Origin of the sequence: Psychrobacter cryohalolentis K5 (assembly GCF_000013905.1) — a bacterium.
Classification (GTDB): Bacteria; Pseudomonadota; Gammaproteobacteria; order Pseudomonadales; family Moraxellaceae; genus Psychrobacter; species Psychrobacter cryohalolentis.
The window spans coordinates 1,908,185-1,927,163 of sequence record NC_007969.1 but is presented as its reverse complement, the minus strand read 5'-3'; the positions used below and the strand labels follow the sequence as shown (position 1 = coordinate 1,927,163).

16 protein-coding genes are annotated in these 18,979 nt (G+C 41.8%); 4 read left to right on the top strand and 12 right to left on the bottom strand.

The genetic code is table 11. The features are described from left to right. The first annotated feature begins 337 nt into the window (after positions 1-337). A complete protein-coding gene (locus PCRYO_RS07995; protein WP_011513898.1) occupies positions 338-1,513 on the top strand; it encodes a L,D-transpeptidase family protein in 1,176 nt (391 codons plus the stop codon). 182 nt (positions 1,514-1,695) lie between these two features. Here PCRYO_RS07995 and infA read toward each other — a convergent pair whose 3' ends face one another. The 7 genes from infA to dinB form a co-directional block, all read right to left on the bottom strand. Beyond that, positions 1,696-1,917, bottom strand: a complete 222-nt coding sequence (gene infA, locus PCRYO_RS07990) for a translation initiation factor IF-1 (RefSeq protein ID WP_010199824.1) — start codon at positions 1,915-1,917, stop codon at positions 1,696-1,698. A gap of 124 nt (positions 1,918-2,041) precedes the next feature. Continuing rightward, on the bottom strand, positions 2,042-2,872 hold the full coding sequence (gene truA, locus PCRYO_RS07985) for a tRNA pseudouridine(38-40) synthase TruA (RefSeq protein WP_041753136.1): 831 nt from the start codon (positions 2,870-2,872) through the stop codon (positions 2,042-2,044). A gap of 45 nt (positions 2,873-2,917) precedes the next feature. Beyond that, complete coding sequence (locus tag PCRYO_RS07980) at positions 2,918-4,003, bottom strand: asparaginase (RefSeq protein WP_011513896.1); 1,086 nt, start codon at positions 4,001-4,003, stop codon at positions 2,918-2,920. A gap of 156 nt (positions 4,004-4,159) precedes the next feature. Continuing rightward, on the bottom strand, positions 4,160-5,779 hold the full coding sequence (locus PCRYO_RS07975; RefSeq protein ID WP_011513895.1) for a FimV/HubP family polar landmark protein: 1,620 nt from the start codon (positions 5,777-5,779) through the stop codon (positions 4,160-4,162). Between the two features lie 51 nt (positions 5,780-5,830). Continuing rightward, on the bottom strand, positions 5,831-7,636 hold the full coding sequence (locus PCRYO_RS07970) for a FimV/HubP family polar landmark protein (RefSeq protein WP_011513894.1): 1,806 nt from the start codon (positions 7,634-7,636) through the stop codon (positions 5,831-5,833). A 120-nt stretch (positions 7,637-7,756) separates the two neighbouring features. After that, on the bottom strand, positions 7,757-8,974 hold the full coding sequence (gene queA, locus PCRYO_RS07965) for a tRNA preQ1(34) S-adenosylmethionine ribosyltransferase-isomerase QueA (protein WP_011513893.1): 1,218 nt from the start codon (positions 8,972-8,974) through the stop codon (positions 7,757-7,759). Between the two features lie 176 nt (positions 8,975-9,150). Beyond that, positions 9,151-10,266: a DNA polymerase IV gene (gene dinB, locus PCRYO_RS07960; RefSeq protein WP_011513892.1), complete on the bottom strand. Its 1,116-nt coding sequence runs from the start codon at positions 10,264-10,266 to the stop codon at positions 9,151-9,153. A gap of 564 nt (positions 10,267-10,830) precedes the next feature. Between dinB and PCRYO_RS07955 the strand changes: the two genes are divergently transcribed. Then, a complete protein-coding gene (locus PCRYO_RS07955; RefSeq protein ID WP_105575667.1) occupies positions 10,831-11,076 on the top strand; it encodes a hypothetical protein in 246 nt (81 codons plus the stop codon). Positions 11,077-11,180: 104 nt separating this feature from the next. Here the strand turns inward: PCRYO_RS07955 and maiA are convergent, their stop codons facing one another. Then, positions 11,181-11,825 carry a maleylacetoacetate isomerase gene (gene maiA, locus PCRYO_RS07950; RefSeq protein ID WP_198010350.1) on the bottom strand — a complete coding sequence of 215 codons (645 nt, stop codon included), beginning with the start codon at positions 11,823-11,825 and terminating at the stop codon, positions 11,181-11,183. A 172-nt stretch (positions 11,826-11,997) separates the two neighbouring features. On the opposite strand from maiA, the gene PCRYO_RS07945 reads away from it, so the two are divergent. Next, the gene (locus tag PCRYO_RS07945) at positions 11,998-12,858 is read left to right on the top strand and encodes an IclR family transcriptional regulator (protein ID WP_011513889.1); all 861 of its coding nucleotides are present in this window, start codon (positions 11,998-12,000) and stop codon (positions 12,856-12,858) included. 64 nt (positions 12,859-12,922) lie between these two features. Here PCRYO_RS07945 and PCRYO_RS07940 read toward each other — a convergent pair whose 3' ends face one another. The 4 genes from PCRYO_RS07940 to PCRYO_RS07925 form a co-directional block, all read right to left on the bottom strand. Beyond that, positions 12,923-13,498, bottom strand: coding sequence for a VOC family protein (locus tag PCRYO_RS07940; protein WP_011513888.1), 576 nt, complete (start codon positions 13,496-13,498; stop codon positions 12,923-12,925). Positions 13,499-13,652: 154 nt separating this feature from the next. Next, positions 13,653-14,942, bottom strand: a complete 1,290-nt coding sequence (fahA, locus tag PCRYO_RS07935) for a fumarylacetoacetase (protein WP_011513887.1) — start codon at positions 14,940-14,942, stop codon at positions 13,653-13,655. 376 nt (positions 14,943-15,318) lie between these two features. After that, complete coding sequence (locus PCRYO_RS07930) at positions 15,319-16,515, bottom strand: aromatic amino acid transaminase (RefSeq protein WP_011513886.1); 1,197 nt, start codon at positions 16,513-16,515, stop codon at positions 15,319-15,321. A 188-nt stretch (positions 16,516-16,703) separates the two neighbouring features. After that, entirely contained in the window at positions 16,704-17,633 is a 930-nt protein-coding gene (locus PCRYO_RS07925) for a LysR family transcriptional regulator (RefSeq protein WP_011513885.1), read from the bottom strand. A gap of 154 nt (positions 17,634-17,787) precedes the next feature. On the opposite strand from PCRYO_RS07925, the gene hppD reads away from it, so the two are divergent. Continuing rightward, a complete protein-coding gene (gene hppD / locus PCRYO_RS07920) occupies positions 17,788-18,894 on the top strand; it encodes a 4-hydroxyphenylpyruvate dioxygenase (RefSeq protein ID WP_011513884.1) in 1,107 nt (368 codons plus the stop codon). Positions 18,895-18,979: the final 85 nt, after the last annotated feature.

The following is an 18,979-nucleotide window of genomic DNA, read 5'->3' as shown; positions in this document are numbered from 1 at the left end:
TTCGCTAATGTTAACGTCTTTAAACAGAAAGCTGCATAAAAGCATTTGTTTTAACACAGATACTGCAGTCTAATGCGCTTATTAACACAATGCTGTTATATGCTCACATGGGAATATGTCACCATAGCTTATCTATAACTGGTTTAGATAAATCAATGTCTACTGGCTCAATCCACATTGTAAAATCAGTCCTATACTAGTCACAGGCTTTTTGACATGGACATATGGTATGTTGAACTAATTATATAATCCTAATTAGGCATTAATGGTAATAATTTTATAATTACTTATAAATTGTTTGTAATAAAAAATATAACTTAACAAATTGGAGTAATACATGTATCAATTGACCAAAATCAGCACGGCAATCGCAGCGCTTGGTCTATCGACCATTTTATTTATGGGGCAAAGTATTGCAGTAACGAGCGATGTCAAAAATGACACGGTTGAAGGAAGTGCAAAAGGTACTGCCACTAAGAGCACAGAGTCTAATAGTAAAAATCAAGTAACTAGTAATAACAACGATGTCAGCCCAGTAACCAATGGCGTAAGTCAAAAAGTTGCTGGTAAAAGTAAGACAGCAGTATCGTTGAATAAGTTTTTACCGACCATAAAATATACCACTGAAAATCTACCAATGGAGGCGCAAAAGGTAAATAGTGCTACTTGGAAACAAGGTATGAAGAGAAATCGTGATACTACCACTAAGCTGCAAGCTCTATTAAACTGGCATCAAAACGGTGTTGGTGCAGTTGATGGCTATTGGGGAAAGAACTCTCGTAAGGCGATGCAGGCTTTTCAGATGGCAAATGGGTTGGCAGTGACCGATACATTGAATATTGAGACGTGGCAGGCATTGACCAAGAATGATAAGCTTATGGCACAACCGGTATTGGTCAACTATCAGCTCACTGATGCAGATATCAATATAAAAACCACGGTTATTCCAGCAGGAGCAGAAGCCAAATCCAAGCTTGAAGGGATGTACTATGAAACTGTCATTGAAGGTTTGGCGGAAAAGTTTCATATCAGTGAAAGTTATCTTAAGGCGCTTAATCCTAATGCTAAATTTGCACTAGGCGAAACCATCACTGTCTACAATCCAGGCAATCCTAATATCAAACCTGTTAGTCGAGTGGTTGCTGATAAGGCTACCGAAACATTGTATGCATATGATGATAAAGGCATCTTGGTTGCTAGCTATCCAACCACAGTAGGAAGTACAGCGACGCCATCACCAACAGGCACGCATACGGTTGCAGTTAAGGTACACGAGCCTAATTATACTTATACAGCAGAGAACGGTAGCAAGTCTATTTTGCCACCCGGTCCTAACAACCCTGTAGGTTCGGTATGGATTGGACTCAGTAAACCGTCTTATGGGATTCATGGTTCGCCCGATCCTGCTCGTATCAGTCGTCAGGCATCAGCAGGGTGTATACGTCTAACCAATTGGGATGCGCTTGCATTACTTGGGGTGATACAAAGTGGTGCAACTGTTGAATTTAAATAACGGCTAAACTCTAGACAAAAAAATACCGCTGATATCTAGCGGTATTTTTTATGGTAAAACCATATTAACTTACTAAAATATGATAGGCAATAATGAGTAGGTTAGCAGTATCATTATTATTATCAGTTAAACCACTCAAGCATTATACATATGCTCTTATAACTATCTTAGTAGATAAGAATTTAGTTTTTACCACGGTAAGTAATGCGACCTTTAGACAAATCATAAGGTGTCATCTCAACCTTAACTTTATCACCAGTCAAAATTCGGATGTAATGCTTACGCATCTTACCTGAAATGTGCGCAATGATTTCGTGTCCGTTTTCTAAACGAACTTTAAACAAAGTATTTGGAAGGGTGTCAATGACTTCGCCTTCAAATTCAATAATCTCGTCTTTTGCCATAATTTGTATCATCAATCAATTTAAAATAAGCCCATATTATACGTAAGTTAGCAGATTAAAGCAATACGGAACCTGATTTTTACTTGACAGCCTGTAAGTGATATGTATGCCAGATTATATTAATCTAATCGGGCAGGTTGAGCCAAATAGGGGTGAGTGGCGCATTTGGCAGTAAGGTTTGAAAATGCTCAGGATAATAGGCATTAATAAAATATAGTCCATCACCAGAAGCGGTAGGCGGCGCTATCGTACGATCCTTTTTAGCCAAGATATTTAAAAAGTCAGCTGGTTCTAATTCATGTCTACCGATGGCATATAGCGTACCCATCAGGTTTCGCACCATATGGTGCAAAAACCCATCAGCTTGAATATCGAAGACGATAAACTGACCATGAGCAAATAGGTTGGCATGGCTAATATGGCGCACAGGCTGATTGGATTGGCAAGCAGCAGCACGGTAGCTACTAAAATCATGTGTACCAACGATATCAGCTGCTGCGAGCTGCATGGCTTTTAGATCAAGCGGCTCATGAATATGTGTCACCTGATGATTGAGGATAGCAGGACGCTGAGTTTGGTTTAGAGTAATGTAGCGATAACGACGGGCAATAGCGGCAAAGCGAGCATGAAAGTCAGCAGGCATCGGCTGAACCCAGCGTAAAGCGATATCATCAGGCAAAAGACTATTTACACCACGCAGCCAATTGTGCGAGGGTCGATAAGCATGAGTAACAAAATGGGCAATCATATTGCCAGCATGAACACTTGAGTCTGTGCGCCCTGCAGCAATCACTTCTACTGGTTCATTGGCAACAGTACTAATGGCGGTCTCTAACGCTTCTTGTACGCCAAGTACCTCTCTTTGGCGTTGCCAACCATGATAGTGAGTGCCCAAAAATTCAATAGCAATGGCTAAGGTATAAATTGGGCGCTTTGCTTCGTTGTTTTCAGTCATGGATATGGTCATTTTGGAACTTATACAGAGTTTGTGAGTGATAGTTTAACGTTTTTTGATACTGGTGGCCGTTTGCTGGACGTTATTTAACCAGCGTTGTCGACGCCTTGCTGGGCTATCGTAGCGTAGCAGTAACCATAGCAAGCGTGCATAAATGGCCGGAATGGTTAAACGACCGCCTGCAACCACTTGATAATCGTATTGCCAACTGCCCGCAGCATAAGTGTCGCTCACACCACCAAACGGCGATTGGCTAGCGCACACTACCATATGACCTTTTTCATAAGCCAGTTGCAAGGCTTCTGCCAACTTTACTGAGTAAGGGACGTTGCCAGCGCCATAGCCTAATAAAATAATGCCACAAGGCGGCTGTGTTAATAAGGCGCGCAGCTGTTGGTTTAAAGCGTCGGTTGCATTGGGCAAACAGTACAACGCATGAACGTAAGCGTGCTTGGCACGAACTGCAATATCAGCACTAATATCTTGTTGGTCATCAAGCCAGTGCTGCCGACGAGTATCTGGTAAGCTTTTGACATAGCTATTGGCAGGATAAGCCGCTCTAGAGTGACCAGTAAATGCCATAAAGTCATGGCTATGTATTTTTTGCACCGTTTGCGCTGGCCATGATTCGCCGCCGAAGGCAATCTTCACCCCAGATTCACCTGCACTTGCTAGCTTTAACGAGTCAGTAAGGTTGTTCCAAGCATCACTCTGTGCATCTACTTTATAAGAGTGCAGTTCCTCACTATCTAGGAGCGGACGCATACTACCAGTAACGACAATACAAATATCGCTACCTGCAAAGGCTTCTGCTAAGAACGCTCCCAAATAACTGAGTGTATCCGTGCCCGTAATTAACACAAAACGTCTACTGCCTTGTTGATATGCCGACAATAAAAGCTGGTAAAAATGCACAAAATCACTGGGTGTAAACTGACTGCTGTCCTTAATCAGAGTATTGTGAAGCCAAGCAATGGGCGATAGATTAAGCGCATTATCCGATTCTGCCAGTAGTTGCTGCAAAGTTGGCAAAAAAACCTCTGCTGATAGCGGCGCTAATGGACGACCATAACTCCCAAAAGTGCCGCCAGCATAAATAAGTTGGATAGGTACAGGGATTGTATTTGTCATAGATGAGTGCACTGTATTGGTTTTAAATTACATAGACGATAGAGCAGAATTATTGAAAGAGAAATCATTGCTAGAGAAGAGATAGAAAAAGCACCATTATTCTAAATGCAGCGAGTATTCTAAGTGGCTAGAATACTCGCTATCACACCATTTATTTTAAGCAGTGCGATCAAGCAATCGTTGTGCTTGCTGCTGCTGTTCATCATTACCTTTAGCAATGACTTCATTAAGTAGGCGTTTGGCGCTATCATATTCGCCAAGCTGCACGTATTGACCTGCTAAATCTAGTGTTACTTGATTGCTGTCTAAGGATTTAACAAAATCAAAGTCTGCTGCGAACCGTGACGAAAAATCTTCAGTACTGCTAGTGTCGGCTGCAGGAGCTATATCAATAGCATTGTCGAGATGAGTATTGGCATATTCGCTATCAACTTCAACTGGTGTGCTTGCTGTTGTAGACTCTGATAAAGATAAAGAATCAAAGTCAAAATCATCGTCTATTACCGTATCGTCATCGAACATCAGAGTAGTAGGGGCACTGCTAGAAGCGTCGGACTCATTTTTTGTGCTATTTGTTTCTTCGGCGCTGATACCTTCAATATTTGTATCTTCAATATTTGCGTCTTCGAAACTAAAATCTTCAAAATTATCTTCGACAATAGAATGCTGAATTTCTATTTGATCTGGCGTCTCATTCGACACATCTTTACTGTGTAAAGATAAGGTCAGATGGTCATCATCTAAATAAGTTGTCTCTGTTGTGACAGGCGCATTATTGATAACGTTATTGGTATCGGCGTCACTGTTTAAATCTAAGACAAAGTCATCTTCTAATGATAGCTCATTTAAGCTGCTGTTAAAACTATCATCGGTAGCGTCATTGGTGGGAGTCTCTGTAGATGCAAGACTGTGCTCAGATAATTCAAAATCAAAATCAAAATCACTGTCACTGTCAGTAATAGGACTATTATCAGTGTCTATAACCACAGTTGCAGGCGCAAAAATATCTTCATCTACTACATCAAGCGTGGTGACAGGTGCCGAGTTATTACTAGTATGGACAGATTTATTAGTGCCATCTTCTAAATCACTCAGACTAAGATCAAACGCTTGCTCAATATCATCGAAATTATTATCATCAAAAGCATTCGAAGCTGCTAAGGTTTCATTAGTAGCCTCTGACAAGTCGTTTTTGTATTCAACATTTTGAACCGTATTAGTATCAAGGATTGGACTATTGCTGCTCGCTTTATTGGTCGGCAGATCAAAATCTAAACTTTCAAATCCAGCATCTTCGCTTTTGTCTGCTAACATAGTTTGTTTAGTGACTTGGTTTTGTTCTTCAGTCAGCAAAGCTTTTAACTCATCAGCTTGTGCGATACTTTTGTCATCATTATTTGCTTTGATAGCATCATAGACTTTATTGAAATTCTCAGACTCATCTATCGTGGCATATACCGCAAGGAGCTTGAGAGATAATTGGCTATCATTTGGCTTTTCGCTTAAGCCGCGATTGAGCGTTTCAATCGCTTTATCATAGCGCTGTTGATCCATAAAACGTTGAGCAATCTCAATATGATCAAACTTTTTCTCATGATTGATAGCTGTTTGAGTAGGCGTACTTCTAGAAGCAGCATGCTTCGATAAGGGCTCAATTTTGCCAGTATTTGTACTCAAATGCTCTGATGGCTTTTGCGCTTTGTTTTTGCGCATGACCAAGACCGCAACGAGTAAAATAACCACCAATCCGGCGATGATATATAGCATATTGTCCATAGTTACTCCCACGCCTACGATCAGAGCTGCTTGCATTGATCTGTTAGGCAGTTATTGATTGCGTAATTTTTTGAGACGAGCTTGCAGCTCAGCCAGTTTTCGATTTTGTAATTGTAATTTGCGAGTATAGCTCTCAAGCGTACCACTAGTTTTTGATAACTGCTGCGCTTGTGAAGCAGTACTTTGTCTTGATGATTTAAGCAGGTCTAACACTTCCATGCTAAGTCCGTTACCCGTTGCTATGCCTGCTTTGGTTTTAGTGCCATCTGCGCTGCCTTCATGACCGGGAGCAAGGACAGAAAACTGCGCCTTTGGTAAAATTTGAGTCTTAGTGGTCGCCGGCTTTTCAGTATGTTTTGTTGCTTGCGTATTGTCACCTTTGGACACAGGATTTGATGCAGTTGGTTTTTTTGCGACAGGTGTATTGGCGCCTCTATATTGCCTTTGAGCACTGATAGCAGCTTCAAGTTTTTGCTGTGAAGGTAGCGCATCATAATTAGGTAAACTCAACTGTGCATCTGCTTTTAATTGATTGGCGTTTCTATTGATAAAAGCGTCAGGATTTTGCGTCTGAATTTCTTTCATGACGGTTTGAACGTCGATATTGTTCTTCTCTGCAATTTGCTGGGCAATCACCCACAAGTTGTCGTTACGCTGCACGGTATAATTGATCTCGCTACTAGCTGAATTATCTGATACTTGCCTTGAAGTGTTTTTTGCTGCGGCCGACGTTTTAGGCGTCACTGCTTTCTGCCAAGCATTCGAGTTAGGGGGAATATTGTTGAGTGGGGCTGTAGCGACCATATTATTACTATCATTTGGAATAATAGCTTTATTTTTATTGGTGAAAGCTGCTTCATTCGGCGTCAGGGTTTTAGGAGCCATAGGACTAGCAACCATCATATCTGTATTGCTTTGACTCTTCGGCTGTATCTGACGAGTAATTTGTATGTTTAAAATATCGAGCTGTTTATCAGTCTCGCTAGTAGCAGAAAGCGTACTATTTGATGAGACGGTTAAAGCTGTATTATTGTCATTATTTGCGACCGCCATGACACTATCGTTTTTTATATCAATAGGATTATTTAATCGACCGTTTTCTAAACGGCTAGGCGCATAGGTTGTGATATTGCTTTGTGTCGTTGTTGCAACTGCTGTTGGTAAGCCAGAGGGTATAGTCGTTGCCTGAACGCTTGGTATTTGTGAGCTTGACGCTTGGATACTTGGCGTTTGAATAACAGGTACTCGTATATTAGGCGATTGAACATTGCGCTCGGGTAATGTTGCAGCCTTTAGTGTAGGTTTCGATGAACCAGATGATAATAAAGGTGGCGGTGCACCATTTCTAACCGTCAATGGCTGCGCGTTAGTTGTAGAAACCACGGGTAAATTAGGCTTTTTTGCGCCTGTTACGATATTTTTAGAAGTCGCAATCGGCAAGCTATCATTAAGCGGCATCAGTAATGTTTTTGGGATAACATTACGCTGATTGCCATCATTAATTGCTAGAACCACATCGGCAAAGGGTTTGGACATAGGCTTGGTGGTGGTAATAAAAACTTGACCACTTGTAGCTGAAGTCGGATGAAAGCGTACGATCATGGAATCAGTTGGGGTTAGACCCATTTGCTGATAAATGGCAGAATTTGCCAAACTGGCTGAAAAGTCAGTGTTTTCAATATCAGTGACCATAATACTGGCAACTAAAGGTTCGTGCTGAGCTGAAATAACAACTGTTTTGCCGATAGTCGCTGCTTGGGCGCTAGATATTAAGGCTGCATAACTTATTGAATAAAACAATGCCATCGATACTGCGCGATGTATGCTAGTCAAGCGGTAAGATAAATGACAAGACATATGCAGCCCTTTGGAGTAAAAGTTGTCTGTGTTGTTATAACAAAATACTGTTTAGTTTACCAGTTTATTCCACTGCTGTTGTGACCAATAGTTCAATTGCATGTTTAATACTTACACACATCAGTCAACTTTTTTATCAAGCAGCATGGCATCACCATAACTAAAAAACCGATACTCGGATTCGATGGCATGTTGATAAGCTTCTTCGATAGATTTTTTTGTCGCAAATGCGGACACTAGCATCAGCAACGTAGACTTTGGCAAGTGAAAGTTGGTCAGTAGCTTATCCACGACGCCAAACTCAAAACCGGGATATATAAAAATCTCTGTATCACCTGCCCAGCCAGAGAGTGGCTGTCTATCGACTGCGGTTTGTTGGTAAGCCGTTTCAAGGACACGTGTGACAGTAGTCCCGATAGCAATGACTTGCTTGCCATTGGCATGGGTCTGATTGATAAGGTCGGCAGTGGCTTGAGGCAGGTGTGCATATTCGCTATGCATCGTATGATTCAGCAGGTTCTCTGTTTTTACCGGAGCAAAAGTACCTGCGCCGACATGCAGTGTAACAAAAGCGGTTTGAATACCTTTTGCCGCCAGCTTTTCTAATACAATATCGTCAAAATGTAAGCTTGCTGTCGGGGCAGCGACGCTGGCAAGCTTAGCAGGATCATGAAAAACAGTCTGATAGCGAGTATTGTCGGTCGCATCAGCATGGCGTTCGAAATAGGGTGGAATAGGCAGCTCACCATATAGCTCTAAATCAGGCAGAATGGGCGTATCAAAAGCCAAGATAAATAAGTTCTCTTGGCGTCCAATCATGACACCAGTCATATGACCATCAGCAAGTACAAGACCTTGTCCAAGCTTCAACGCTTTACTGGCTTTGACATGACAAAGAGCGATATGCTTTTCTGCAATAACCGTCATGTCTATGATGTCAGAGTTTGACGTTATTGTGTCTAGATCCGCGCTATTTAAATCGGAGAGAGCGACCAAACGCTCTATTAATACTTCAATCTTTCCACCGGTATCTTTTTGACCAAATAAGCGCGCTTTCATTACCTTGGTATCGTTAAAAACAATCAAGTCGCCTGCATTAAGTAATTCTGGCAACTCAGAAAACAGCTTATCTTCAACTTCAACCTGACTATTAGCATTGTTAGCGCGCAAGTAAAGTAGCTTTGACGCGGAGCGCTGTGCCAATGGATAACGGGCAATCAGCTGGTCTGGCAGCTCATAATCATAATCATCAACACTTAGATACTCTAAAATATCGTCATTATGACTGGCAGTAATTTCAGAGTTATTATTTAAGGTTTGAGGTTCAGAGTCAGTCATAAGAAAGTCTTTCGATAGATGAGAATTTTGAGAGCAATTGTAGCAGAAATGAGGATATGAAAGAATGTTTTACTAAGTGGTACTTTTTTATTTACCTCTAAATATAAATAAAATAGCCTAAGTAAAAAATTGAGATATTTATTTAGGAAAACTCTCTAAAAAATTCAGGCGAAAAATCATTCAAATAAATTTAATTGTGGCGTGACTTGCGTTGCAGATGTGAGCGAAGAAAATGTCACACCAACCAATCGAATAGGAAGAGTACGCGGAATGTCCAAAAATAGCTTATCTAACCAAAAGTGAGCGGATTCTGCGCTATCAAATGCCGTCGATAAGGTATGCGAGCGCGTGACTTGAGTAAAATCTGAGTATTTGACCTTTAGAGTAATAGTATAGGCAATAAGCTGTTTTTTGTGCAGCTGACTAAAGGCATCAGCATTTTGTTCATAGATTTGTATTTTTAGTTCATTATCATCCGTTAAGTTTTCTCTAAACGTAGTCTCAGAGCCCACTGATTTGTGTGTACGCTCAGACTTGACCGCACGCTCATCACGTCCATGAGCGATATCATGATAAAACTGTCCACGCTTACCGAACTCATTGACTAGTATGGCAGCTGGCGTACGCCGAAGGTCAGCGCCGTTACTAACACCCATTGCATGCAGGCGTTTGGCCGTTGCTTTACCAATACCGTGGAAGCGTTCAATAGGCAAAGCGCTGATAAAGGCATCAGCATCCGCTGGCGTGATGACCGCTGTGCCATTAGGTTTATTAATATCAGAGGCAATTTTCGCCAGCATTTTATTAAATGAGACACCGGCAGAGGCGTTTAGACCCGTTTGTCCTAAAATCTGCGCTCGTAACCAATTTGCCATTAATGTGGCTGAGCCTTGATGAACAGACAATCCAGTAACATCCAAATAGGCTTCGTCTAATGATAACGGCTCAACATGTGGGGTCAGAATGTGCATGATACGACGTATCTCAACACTAACAGCACGGTAAACATCAAAGCGCGGCGGTACAAATATCACCTCAGGACAGCGCTTTCTGGCTTCATAGCATGACATCGCGGAGCGTACGCCAAACTTACGAACTTCATAGCTTGCTGCCGCAACCACACCGCGACCATTGGGATCGCCGCCAACCACCAATGGCTTGCCACGCAGCTCAGGAAAATCACGCTGTTCTACACTGGCATAAAAAGCATCCATATCGATATGAATGATTTTGCGAAGGTTAGATTGGCTAACGGCAGGTTTAGTGTTTGTTGTTGTAACATGTATTGTCATAAAACTATTTTACCTGATTTTTCGCACCGATTTTGGTCTCTAATGCTCACTCAAAAAGTGAGAAGTGTTACATAGGTTAATAAAAAACAAGAGTTTCATTAGATTTTTTTAACTACTGAAAACTATTCTAAAAATTTAATATCGATAGTGCATCATCGTTCATTTAATCGATAATATTCAAAGAACTATTAGATTATAAGGTGCCAAATCCGATTAATATGCATAACACTTAGTAGTATTTTTAAATGTACCGACCGTTCATATTCATATCTTGACCATTCATCGGAAATACTATATCTGGTTGTTACACTTTTGCTTGCATAGCGTTACAATAAGACAGCTAGGATACAAAGCGTTTATAGAATAGAGCAAGAAAGGTAAATCATCGTTAAATATAGGCATAATTTTTGATGGGTACAGATGAGTAGCAAATGGATTTGCATCGCTTATATCAAGCTCATCGCTTTAACAACGATAAAGATCATTAATAAATATCAGTATAGAAAACCCTATATTTCATGACGAATAGCTCAAACTATGGTGAGAGAAGTTAAGGAGCTGGGTATGAATAATGAGTTGAGAGGAAGCGATTTAACACGCGCATTGCTTGCACGAGGTGACAAACAAATATGGTGCGCAGTCGATGATGACAGTGACGAACAAGCGATGATGGATCATTGTGGTAACGATTTTACCGCTTATATTGTCGAATTTAAAGATGGCTTTTTTTACTGTAATTGTGGTACGGCTTGGCTGTTCGCAGTACCCATAAAAACAGTGGCTGCAACACAATCTGATATGAATATTTGAATAGCCTATTTTTCATACTTTAAGTTAAATAGTATAAATGGCAATAGTACCACTATATTTTCAGAAAAAAGCCTCCAATTTAGGAGGCTTTTTTGCAGCTTATATCAAGCATTTGGTGCATCAGGCTGCACCATAGGGTCAGCGTCGGCAAAAGCCTTTAATGTTCGACAGTGGGCGTCGATCGCAACGATATTTGGATAAGCACTGAGATCTACCTTGAAGCGTTCGGCAGAAGAGACCTGCGGAATCAGATAACAATCTGCAAAAGTAGGGCTGTCGCCATAGCAGAATTTACCGCGTGTTTTGTCTTGTGCCAAGCGTTTTTCGAGAGCGTCAAAACCTTCACTCATCCAGCGATGGCACCAAGCCATGACTTGATCCTCATCTACTGACAGCTCATTACGCAGATACTGCAAAATACGTCGGTTATTTAGCGGATGGATATCACAGCCAATCATAGCGCTCAAAGCCCGTACTTGCATGCGACCTGCTGCGTCTTTGGGCAATAGAGGATGCTCAGGATAGACCTCTTCTAACCACTCCAAAATAGCAGGACTTTGATACAACCATAAATCATTTATTTGTACGACGGGTACCAAGCCTTGAGGATTAATAGATTGAAAGACGGCTTCTAATTGTTCATCTTTTGCTAAATTAACCGCAATGTAATCGTAATCTAACTGCTTTAAATTCATTGCGATACGTGTACGGTAAGAGGTACTACTGCGAAAGTAGCCATAAAGTGTCATCATAGTGCATTCCTTTTATTATGCTGTGTTGTGAGTAAGATAAAGGGTTATAATTACTGAGCTTATTAATGTCTTAAAGAGTAAAAGATACCTATTATGACATTAAGTCTTTATTTCAATTTTCTAATATTGTATTGATAACGCATTCAGTTAATCATTCACAGAGTAAACCATGCCAGCAGCTGAAAACCTGATAGACAATCTTACTAGGATGAATAAAAACCAAGGCGGCGTACAATCGCTTGAGATTGGGCTGTCGATATTAGACGTGCTCATCGATTGTAACGAGCCGATGATGCTAAAGGATATTGCACAAGCCATGCAAATGCATCCAGCAAAGTGCCACCGTTATTTGGTCAGTCTTATTCGTAAACACTATGCTCGCCAGCTCAGTGATGGACGTTATGGACTTGGTGATAGAGTTCATGCAATGGGCGCGCTAGGAGCAGTAGGTCATAGTGGGTTTAATCAAAATAATATCTTGGATCGTCTGACGCATATTGCTAATGAGATCAAAGACACGCTTAACTGCGGTGTACAAATCGCTAAATGGTTTAGCGAAGGACCGATTATCATTCAATCCGTTGAACCAGACACCACTATTAGTATTATTACTCGCATCGGATCGCGTATGCCGCTGACTACATCTGCGACAGGTCATTTGTTTGCAAGCTATCAGCCAGACGCCATTATCAAACCCTTGGTCATCACAGAATGGCAGGCGAAACAAGAGTCAGCAATAACAGAGAAATGGCAGCACTTTAACCAGTTGCGAGCGAAAGTTCGAACCCAAGGCTATGCGACTGTTACTGGTGATATGTTAATGGGGATTAATGCGATTACTATTCCCGTTATCATACCGCAGCTCTCAACCACTGCGAATCTATATGACAAAGACAAACTATCTGTTGAAAGTTTGTCTTTGGAGTATGCCATTACTATCATTGGTACCACAGAGCAGTTGCCCATGAGTGATCAGCGTAATGTGGTCGAGCAAATATTAGCAATTGCACAACGTTATCAAATAGTGTAGCTCGTAAAATAGCTAAGAATTATCTTAGCTATTTTATAAAGAATACTCTAAACGCTAAAAAATATTACTCACCGGCAGGCGCGACTTCTCGTGCTTCAGCCAGCTCCTCTGCATGTAAAAACTGAGTATGTGCTGGCGCACGTTTGGTACGTGACCATTCGTCCAGCATCTCATATTTCATCTCTTTAGTAATCATCGAAACTTTTTCTTCTGAGGTAATATCATCGTAAGTAAGCTCCATACGATGTCCATTAGGATCGAAGAAATAGATAGAATGGAAGATGCCATGATTCGTCACACCGATCACGTCGATGCCGTTTTCTTCCAAATGCTTTTTAGCTGCCATTAAGGCATCACGGTCTTTTACCTTCATCGCTAGATGTTGTACCCAGCTTGGGGTATTAGGGTCAAAGCCCATTTCAGGTTGATTAGGCACTTCAAAAAATGCTAAGACATTGCCATTGCCCGCATCTAAAAACACATGCATATAAGGGTCAAAGGCTTTGGTAGAAGGTACATGATCCTCAGCGAATGCTAGGATGAACTCCATATTCAGATATTTTTTATACCATTCAACGGTCTCTTTAGCGTCTTTGCAGCGATAGGCCACATGATGGATTTTTTCAATTTTAAAACTCATATCAAACTCCTTTTGATAGGACGTACAATTTGTATCAATCGGTTGGCTGTTAGTAACTATGAATATAAGTCATTAACCCCTAACAGCGTAACGCTATCGTTTGCACGCCTTTTTATACATAAACGTTTACTATATACAGGTCAACAAATAAGTACTATTTGTCAAAATCGAAGGTAAGGGCAGGCAATACTTTGCCGCGTACTTCACCAAAGCCAACACGAATACCGTCTTTTTCGCTATAGCCTTTCATGATGACCGTGTCACCATCTTCGATAAAGCTGCGTGTCTCACCGCCTTGGAGGGTGACAGGTTTGGTTGCATTCCACGCAATCTCTAACATCGAGCCATAAGAATCAGGCATCGGTCCTGAGATAGTCCCTGAACCCATCATATCGCCCACTTCTACTTTACAGCCAGTGATAGTATGGTGAGTCAACTGCTGCGCCATTGACCAGTACATATATTTAAAATTGGTTTCGCAAACCACCGTTGCTTCTTCAGCATTTTCAGGCAATAGTTCTACTGATAAATGGATATCGTAACTATTATTGCTGTTTTTTTCGTTTAGATAAGCAAGCGGCTTTGGTTCTTGCGTTGGGCATGGCATCTTGAACGGTGCTAAGGCTTCCATCGTCACAATCCAAGGAGACACTTCAGAGGCAAAAGTTTTGGCGTTAAATGGACCTAACGGCACATATTCCCATTTTTGAATGTCACGAGCTGACCAATCGTTTAGCAAAACCATACCAAAAATATGATCAATAGCATTATCTACGGCAATTGGTTGACCAATATTATTACCTTTGCCAACGACAAACGCCGTTTCAAGCTCAAAGTCCAGACGCTTACAGGGTGAGAAAATAGGGCGGTCATCGGCATTGGGTTTTAGCTGACCTGATGGACGTATCACATCTGTACCACTGACGATGACGGTGCTGGCGCGTCCGTTATAACCTACTGGCATCTCAGTCCAGTTAGGCAGTAAGGCATTACTTGGGTCACGGAACATAGTACCGACATTGGTTGCGTGCTCTTTAGACGAATAGAAATCGGTAAAGCCGGGCACTTGAACCGGCAGATGCATAGTGACGTCTGATTGTTGAAATAGGGCTATTTGCTGCAAATCTTCGTTATCACGTAAGGTATCGCAGTCGCTAGAAAGTAACGTCTGTATGGTTTGACGTGCTTTGGTCCAGTTGTCTCGACCAGAATCAATAAAGGCGTTTAAGGTATTTTGATCAAAATATGGACCACCGTCTAGACTTAATAGCCCTTCAGCTTCAAGTACCGATAAGTCCAATACGTGCTTGCCAATAGCCACACCAGCGCGGCGTTTGCCGTCGGCAGTATCGCTAAAAATGCCATAAGGTAGGTTATGAATAGAGAAGTCAGAATCGGTTGCGATATCGAGGAAAGATGAGAGGTTTTTGTCAATCGTTGACATGATCGGCTCCTTGCTAAAGCGAATATTAAATTACGTTATAATTAACTACTTACGTATAATGTAATTTATAGTGTAATCGATTGCAAGTTTTTTTATGTGCTCGTCCTATAAATTGATTGAGTTTTGACCGAGACTAAAAGCTATAGTCAGTGAAAAGTCATATCAACACATTAGGTACTGCTGGTATCAATTTTTCTTGCTTGCTGTGCCCATGCAGACAGAGGCTGCAAAAAAATTGTACCAGCAGTACCGTAGCGTTTTGACTATATTTGCCTTTTTTGCTAAAAATATCCCCACTACGAAATCCAACGCATGAAAAAAGGCTAAGTAACGATACTTAGCCTTTGTTTATATGTTAATAAAAGCGATGAGGGAATTAATCTTTTAAAACGTCAACCATCGCATTGGCAACATAGTCGATATTGGTACTGTTTAAGCCGGCAACACACATACGTGAGTTCGATACCATATAGATACCATACTTGCTTTGTAGTTGTGCAACTTGTTCAGGCGTCAGACCTGTAAAGCTAAACATACCGTTCTGGGCGGTCAAGTAATCAAAGCTACGACCTGGGATTTTTTCTTCTAATACTGATTTGAGTTTGGTACGCATAGATTTGATACGGTCACGCATCGCATATACTTCGCCAACCCATTGCTCATGCAAGGCTTCGTCGTTCATAACGATATCAACCACACGACCACCATGTGATGGCGGGCTTGAGTAGATACGACGTACCGTAGAGTTCAGCTGACCAAAGACGCGATCAGTTTCATCTACCGTTGGGCAAACAACTGATAGACCACCGACACGCTCGCCATATAGCGATAAGTTTTTAGAGAATGAGTTACTCACAAACAATGGCAGACCCATATCGACGGCTTTACGAATGGCGTAAGCATCGCTGTCCATATCTTCGCCAAAGCCTTGATAAGCGATGTCCATAAACGGAATCAGCTCGCGCGCTTGAATGACGTTTAGGACTTGATCCCATTGCTCACGAGTCAAATCAACGCCCGTTGGGTTATGACAACAAGGATGAAGCAGCAGAACATCATCTTTATTCAATGTCTCAAAAAACGCGATCATCTCATCAAATTTGATGCCACCAGTAGCAGTATCGTAGTACGGGTATTTACCGACTTCGACGTCAGACCCTTCAAAAATAGCAATGTGATTGCCCCATGTAGGGTCGCTCACGTAACACTTAGACTGCGGGAACCATTCGTGGATGAATTCTGCGCCGACTTTTAGTGCACCAGAGCCACCGATGGTCGCGATAGTAGCCACTAAGCCATCTTGTAAAATCTGAGCGTCTTTACCAAACAGCAATTCTTGACAGCCTTTGCGATGTCCTGGTAAACCTGCCATTGGTAAATACGGGCGAGGAGAGATTGGGTCTGCAATACGTTGTTCAGCTGTTTTTACACACTCAAGTACTGGCATTTTGCCATCTTCGTCATAATAGACACCGACACCCAAATTGACTTTATCTGGGTTGTTATCGGCTGCAAATTTGTCCATCAATCCTAAGATTGGGTCGCCGGCATAGTAATCGATACGTTCAAACATGTGTTTTCCTTACAAGGGATATAAGTACAAAGGTATAAGTTGAGGCGCTAAAAAGCATAAACCAGTTTGGGCATTAACTCAATGTTAGATTCCATTATCCCCACCAATTCATGCATTTTTTTGCCTAGTGATGCCATTTTCTTGAATCATCGTCTGACTTGTTTTGATAAAGGGTAGAAAGCTGGCTGTTAAATATTTTGCAAATCATCAAAATGGGTCGCAAAGTAGCCCTGCAAAAAATGCTTAAAAGCGATACTCGCCGGCGATAAAGCTCGCGATGAACGTTGGTAAATAAAGAATCGGCGCATTTTGACAGGTTGCGTCAAAGGTCGCATCTGCAAACCATTAGCGCTGACCCAGTCTATCACCTCAGGCATATAAGGCAGACACAAGGTAATACCAAAGCCTTGACGGGTCATCTCGAGCGCTGTCGACATAAAATTTACTTTATAGCGTGCTTGTTGTATGTGGTTTGCGATACGCTCATCAAGCTCTGCGGTCACTTGCTCAATAAATGGACCTTGCAGGGTAATGAGCGGCGTATCAATCAAATCTTGCCAAACAATCTCAGATTTACGTGCCAGAGCATGACTATCAGGCATGACCACACAGAATGGCAGCTGATATAACAAATCGGCGCTGATGTCATCTTCAGCGTCCATAAATTCAAGCTCAGTGCCCACGCCCAAATCCACCTCAATGTTTTGAATGTGTTCTAAGACATTTTCTGCTGAGCAATCGAGCAAAGACACGCTAATCTCAGGATATTCTTTGGCAAACTGAGCGATAACCGCTGGCATAGAGGAGGCCGCAAACTGTGATACAGCGAGCCTGACCTGACCTTGCGCTAAGCTCGTTAAGCTACTGGCTTCATTTTCAAACAGCTGCATCTCATTTAAGATGCGCCGAGCTTGCGGCAATAGATGCCGTCCAACTGCCGACAACGACAGCTGGCGTGTAGTGCGATCAAACAACACAATGCCAAGGCTAGATTCAAGCTCTTTTATCAATCCACTGACCGCAGATTGGGTCAAATGCATCTGGTCGCTGGCACGAGTAAAGCTGCCGTTGTCAGCGACTTTGATAAAAGCGGTAAGTTGGCGAATGCTGATATTCATAAGTAAACCTGATAAATAAATCAAAAAATACGATTAGTCTTATAAATCAAGCTAATCTAATATAAATGAATCGTCAATAGGAATGATTGATGAAACTTATTTTTTGCTAATTTTTAGCGCTTTATACCACCAATTGCAATTAAGGATGATGACAATGGCAGATTTATTTGACAACCCTATGGGTCTACAAGGCTTCGATTTTGTTGAGTTCGTCTCACAAGAGCCTGAGCTTGTCGAAGAGCTGTTTCGCAACCTTGGCTTTACCCATGTCGCCAATCACCGCTCAAAAGATGTTTCCTTGTTTCGCCAAGGAGACATCAATCTCATATTAAACCGTGAGCCAAAAAGCCATGGCAGCTACTTTTTAGGTGAGCATGGTGCCGGCGCCTGTAGCATGGGTTTCCGTGTAAAAAATGCCCAGAAAGCTTATGATTTAGCGATCGAAAACGGTGCTGAACCAGTCGATGTGAAAACAGGGGTGATGGAGTTACGTCTGCCAGCGATCAAAGGTATCGGCGGCTCGCTCATTTATCTTATCGACCGCTTTACCGCTGGTAACTCTATTTATGACATCGACTTTGAATATCTGCCTGATGTTGATAAGCATCCAAAAGGCTTTGGCTTCAAAGTCATCGACCATCTAACGCATAACGTCTACCGTGGTCGCATGGCTTACTGGGCTGACTTCTACGAGCGTATCTTTAACTTCCGCGAAATCCGTTATTTCGATATCAAAGGTGAATACACTGGCTTGACCAGTAAAGCGATGACTGCACCTGATGGCAAAATTCGTATCCCATTGAACGAAGAGTCAAAGCAGGGCGGCGGTCAAATCGAAGAGTACTTGATGCAATTTAATGGCGAAGGTATCCAGCATATCGCGCTATTGAGTGATGATTTATTGTCTAGCATCGACAAATTGCGAGAGATGGGTATTCCACTCATGACGGCACCAAATGATACTTATTATAAGATGCTTGATGAGCGTCTACCAGGTCATGGCGAGAATATCTCTGAGCTACAGATGCGCGGTATCTTGTTAGATGGCACGACGGAGGGCGATGTTCCGCGTCTGCTACTACAGATTTTCTCTGAAACCATCTTAGGCAGCCCAGTATTCTTTGAGTTTATCCAGCGCAAAGGTGATTACGAAGAAGGCTTCGGCGAAGGTAACTTTAAAGCATTGTTTGAATCAATCGAGCGCGATCAAGTACGCCGTGGCATGGTTGGTCAGACAGAGATAGAGACAGAAGCGCCATAATTTTCAGAGATTTCTTAAGAGTGCCTTTAAAAAAGCACTTTTAAACAAGTATCAAAAGGGCAAGATGAAAGGGGTTTATCTTGTC

What these genes read in the sequence shown, in the direction of transcription:
- PCRYO_RS07995 (WP_011513898.1), top strand. Translation starts at nt 338, where the DNA reads ATGTATCAATTGACCAAAATCAGCACGGCAATCGCAGCGCTTGGTCTA.
- infA (WP_010199824.1), bottom strand. Translation starts at nt 1,917, where the DNA reads ATGGCAAAAGACGAGATTATTGAATTTGAAGGCGAAGTCATTGACACC.
- truA (WP_041753136.1), bottom strand. Translation starts at nt 2,872, where the DNA reads ATGACTGAAAACAACGAAGCAAAGCGCCCAATTTATACCTTAGCCATT.
- PCRYO_RS07980 (WP_011513896.1), bottom strand. Translation starts at nt 4,003, where the DNA reads ATGACAAATACAATCCCTGTACCTATCCAACTTATTTATGCTGGCGGC.
- PCRYO_RS07975 (WP_011513895.1), bottom strand. Translation starts at nt 5,779, where the DNA reads ATGGACAATATGCTATATATCATCGCCGGATTGGTGGTTATTTTACTC.
- PCRYO_RS07970 (WP_011513894.1), bottom strand. Translation starts at nt 7,636, where the DNA reads ATGTCTTGTCATTTATCTTACCGCTTGACTAGCATACATCGCGCAGTA.
- queA (WP_011513893.1), bottom strand. Translation starts at nt 8,974, where the DNA reads ATGACTGACTCTGAACCTCAAACCTTAAATAATAACTCTGAAATTACT.
- dinB (WP_011513892.1), bottom strand. Translation starts at nt 10,266, where the DNA reads ATGACAATACATGTTACAACAACAAACACTAAACCTGCCGTTAGCCAA.
- PCRYO_RS07955 (WP_105575667.1), top strand. Translation starts at nt 10,831, where the DNA reads ATGAATAATGAGTTGAGAGGAAGCGATTTAACACGCGCATTGCTTGCA.
- maiA (WP_198010350.1), bottom strand. Translation starts at nt 11,825, where the DNA reads ATGACACTTTATGGCTACTTTCGCAGTAGTACCTCTTACCGTACACGT.
- PCRYO_RS07945 (WP_011513889.1), top strand. Translation starts at nt 11,998, where the DNA reads ATGCCAGCAGCTGAAAACCTGATAGACAATCTTACTAGGATGAATAAA.
- PCRYO_RS07940 (WP_011513888.1), bottom strand. Translation starts at nt 13,498, where the DNA reads ATGAGTTTTAAAATTGAAAAAATCCATCATGTGGCCTATCGCTGCAAA.
- fahA (WP_011513887.1), bottom strand. Translation starts at nt 14,942, where the DNA reads ATGTCAACGATTGACAAAAACCTCTCATCTTTCCTCGATATCGCAACC.
- PCRYO_RS07930 (WP_011513886.1), bottom strand. Translation starts at nt 16,515, where the DNA reads ATGTTTGAACGTATCGATTACTATGCCGGCGACCCAATCTTAGGATTG.
- PCRYO_RS07925 (WP_011513885.1), bottom strand. Translation starts at nt 17,633, where the DNA reads ATGAATATCAGCATTCGCCAACTTACCGCTTTTATCAAAGTCGCTGAC.
- hppD (WP_011513884.1), top strand. Translation starts at nt 17,788, where the DNA reads ATGGCAGATTTATTTGACAACCCTATGGGTCTACAAGGCTTCGATTTT.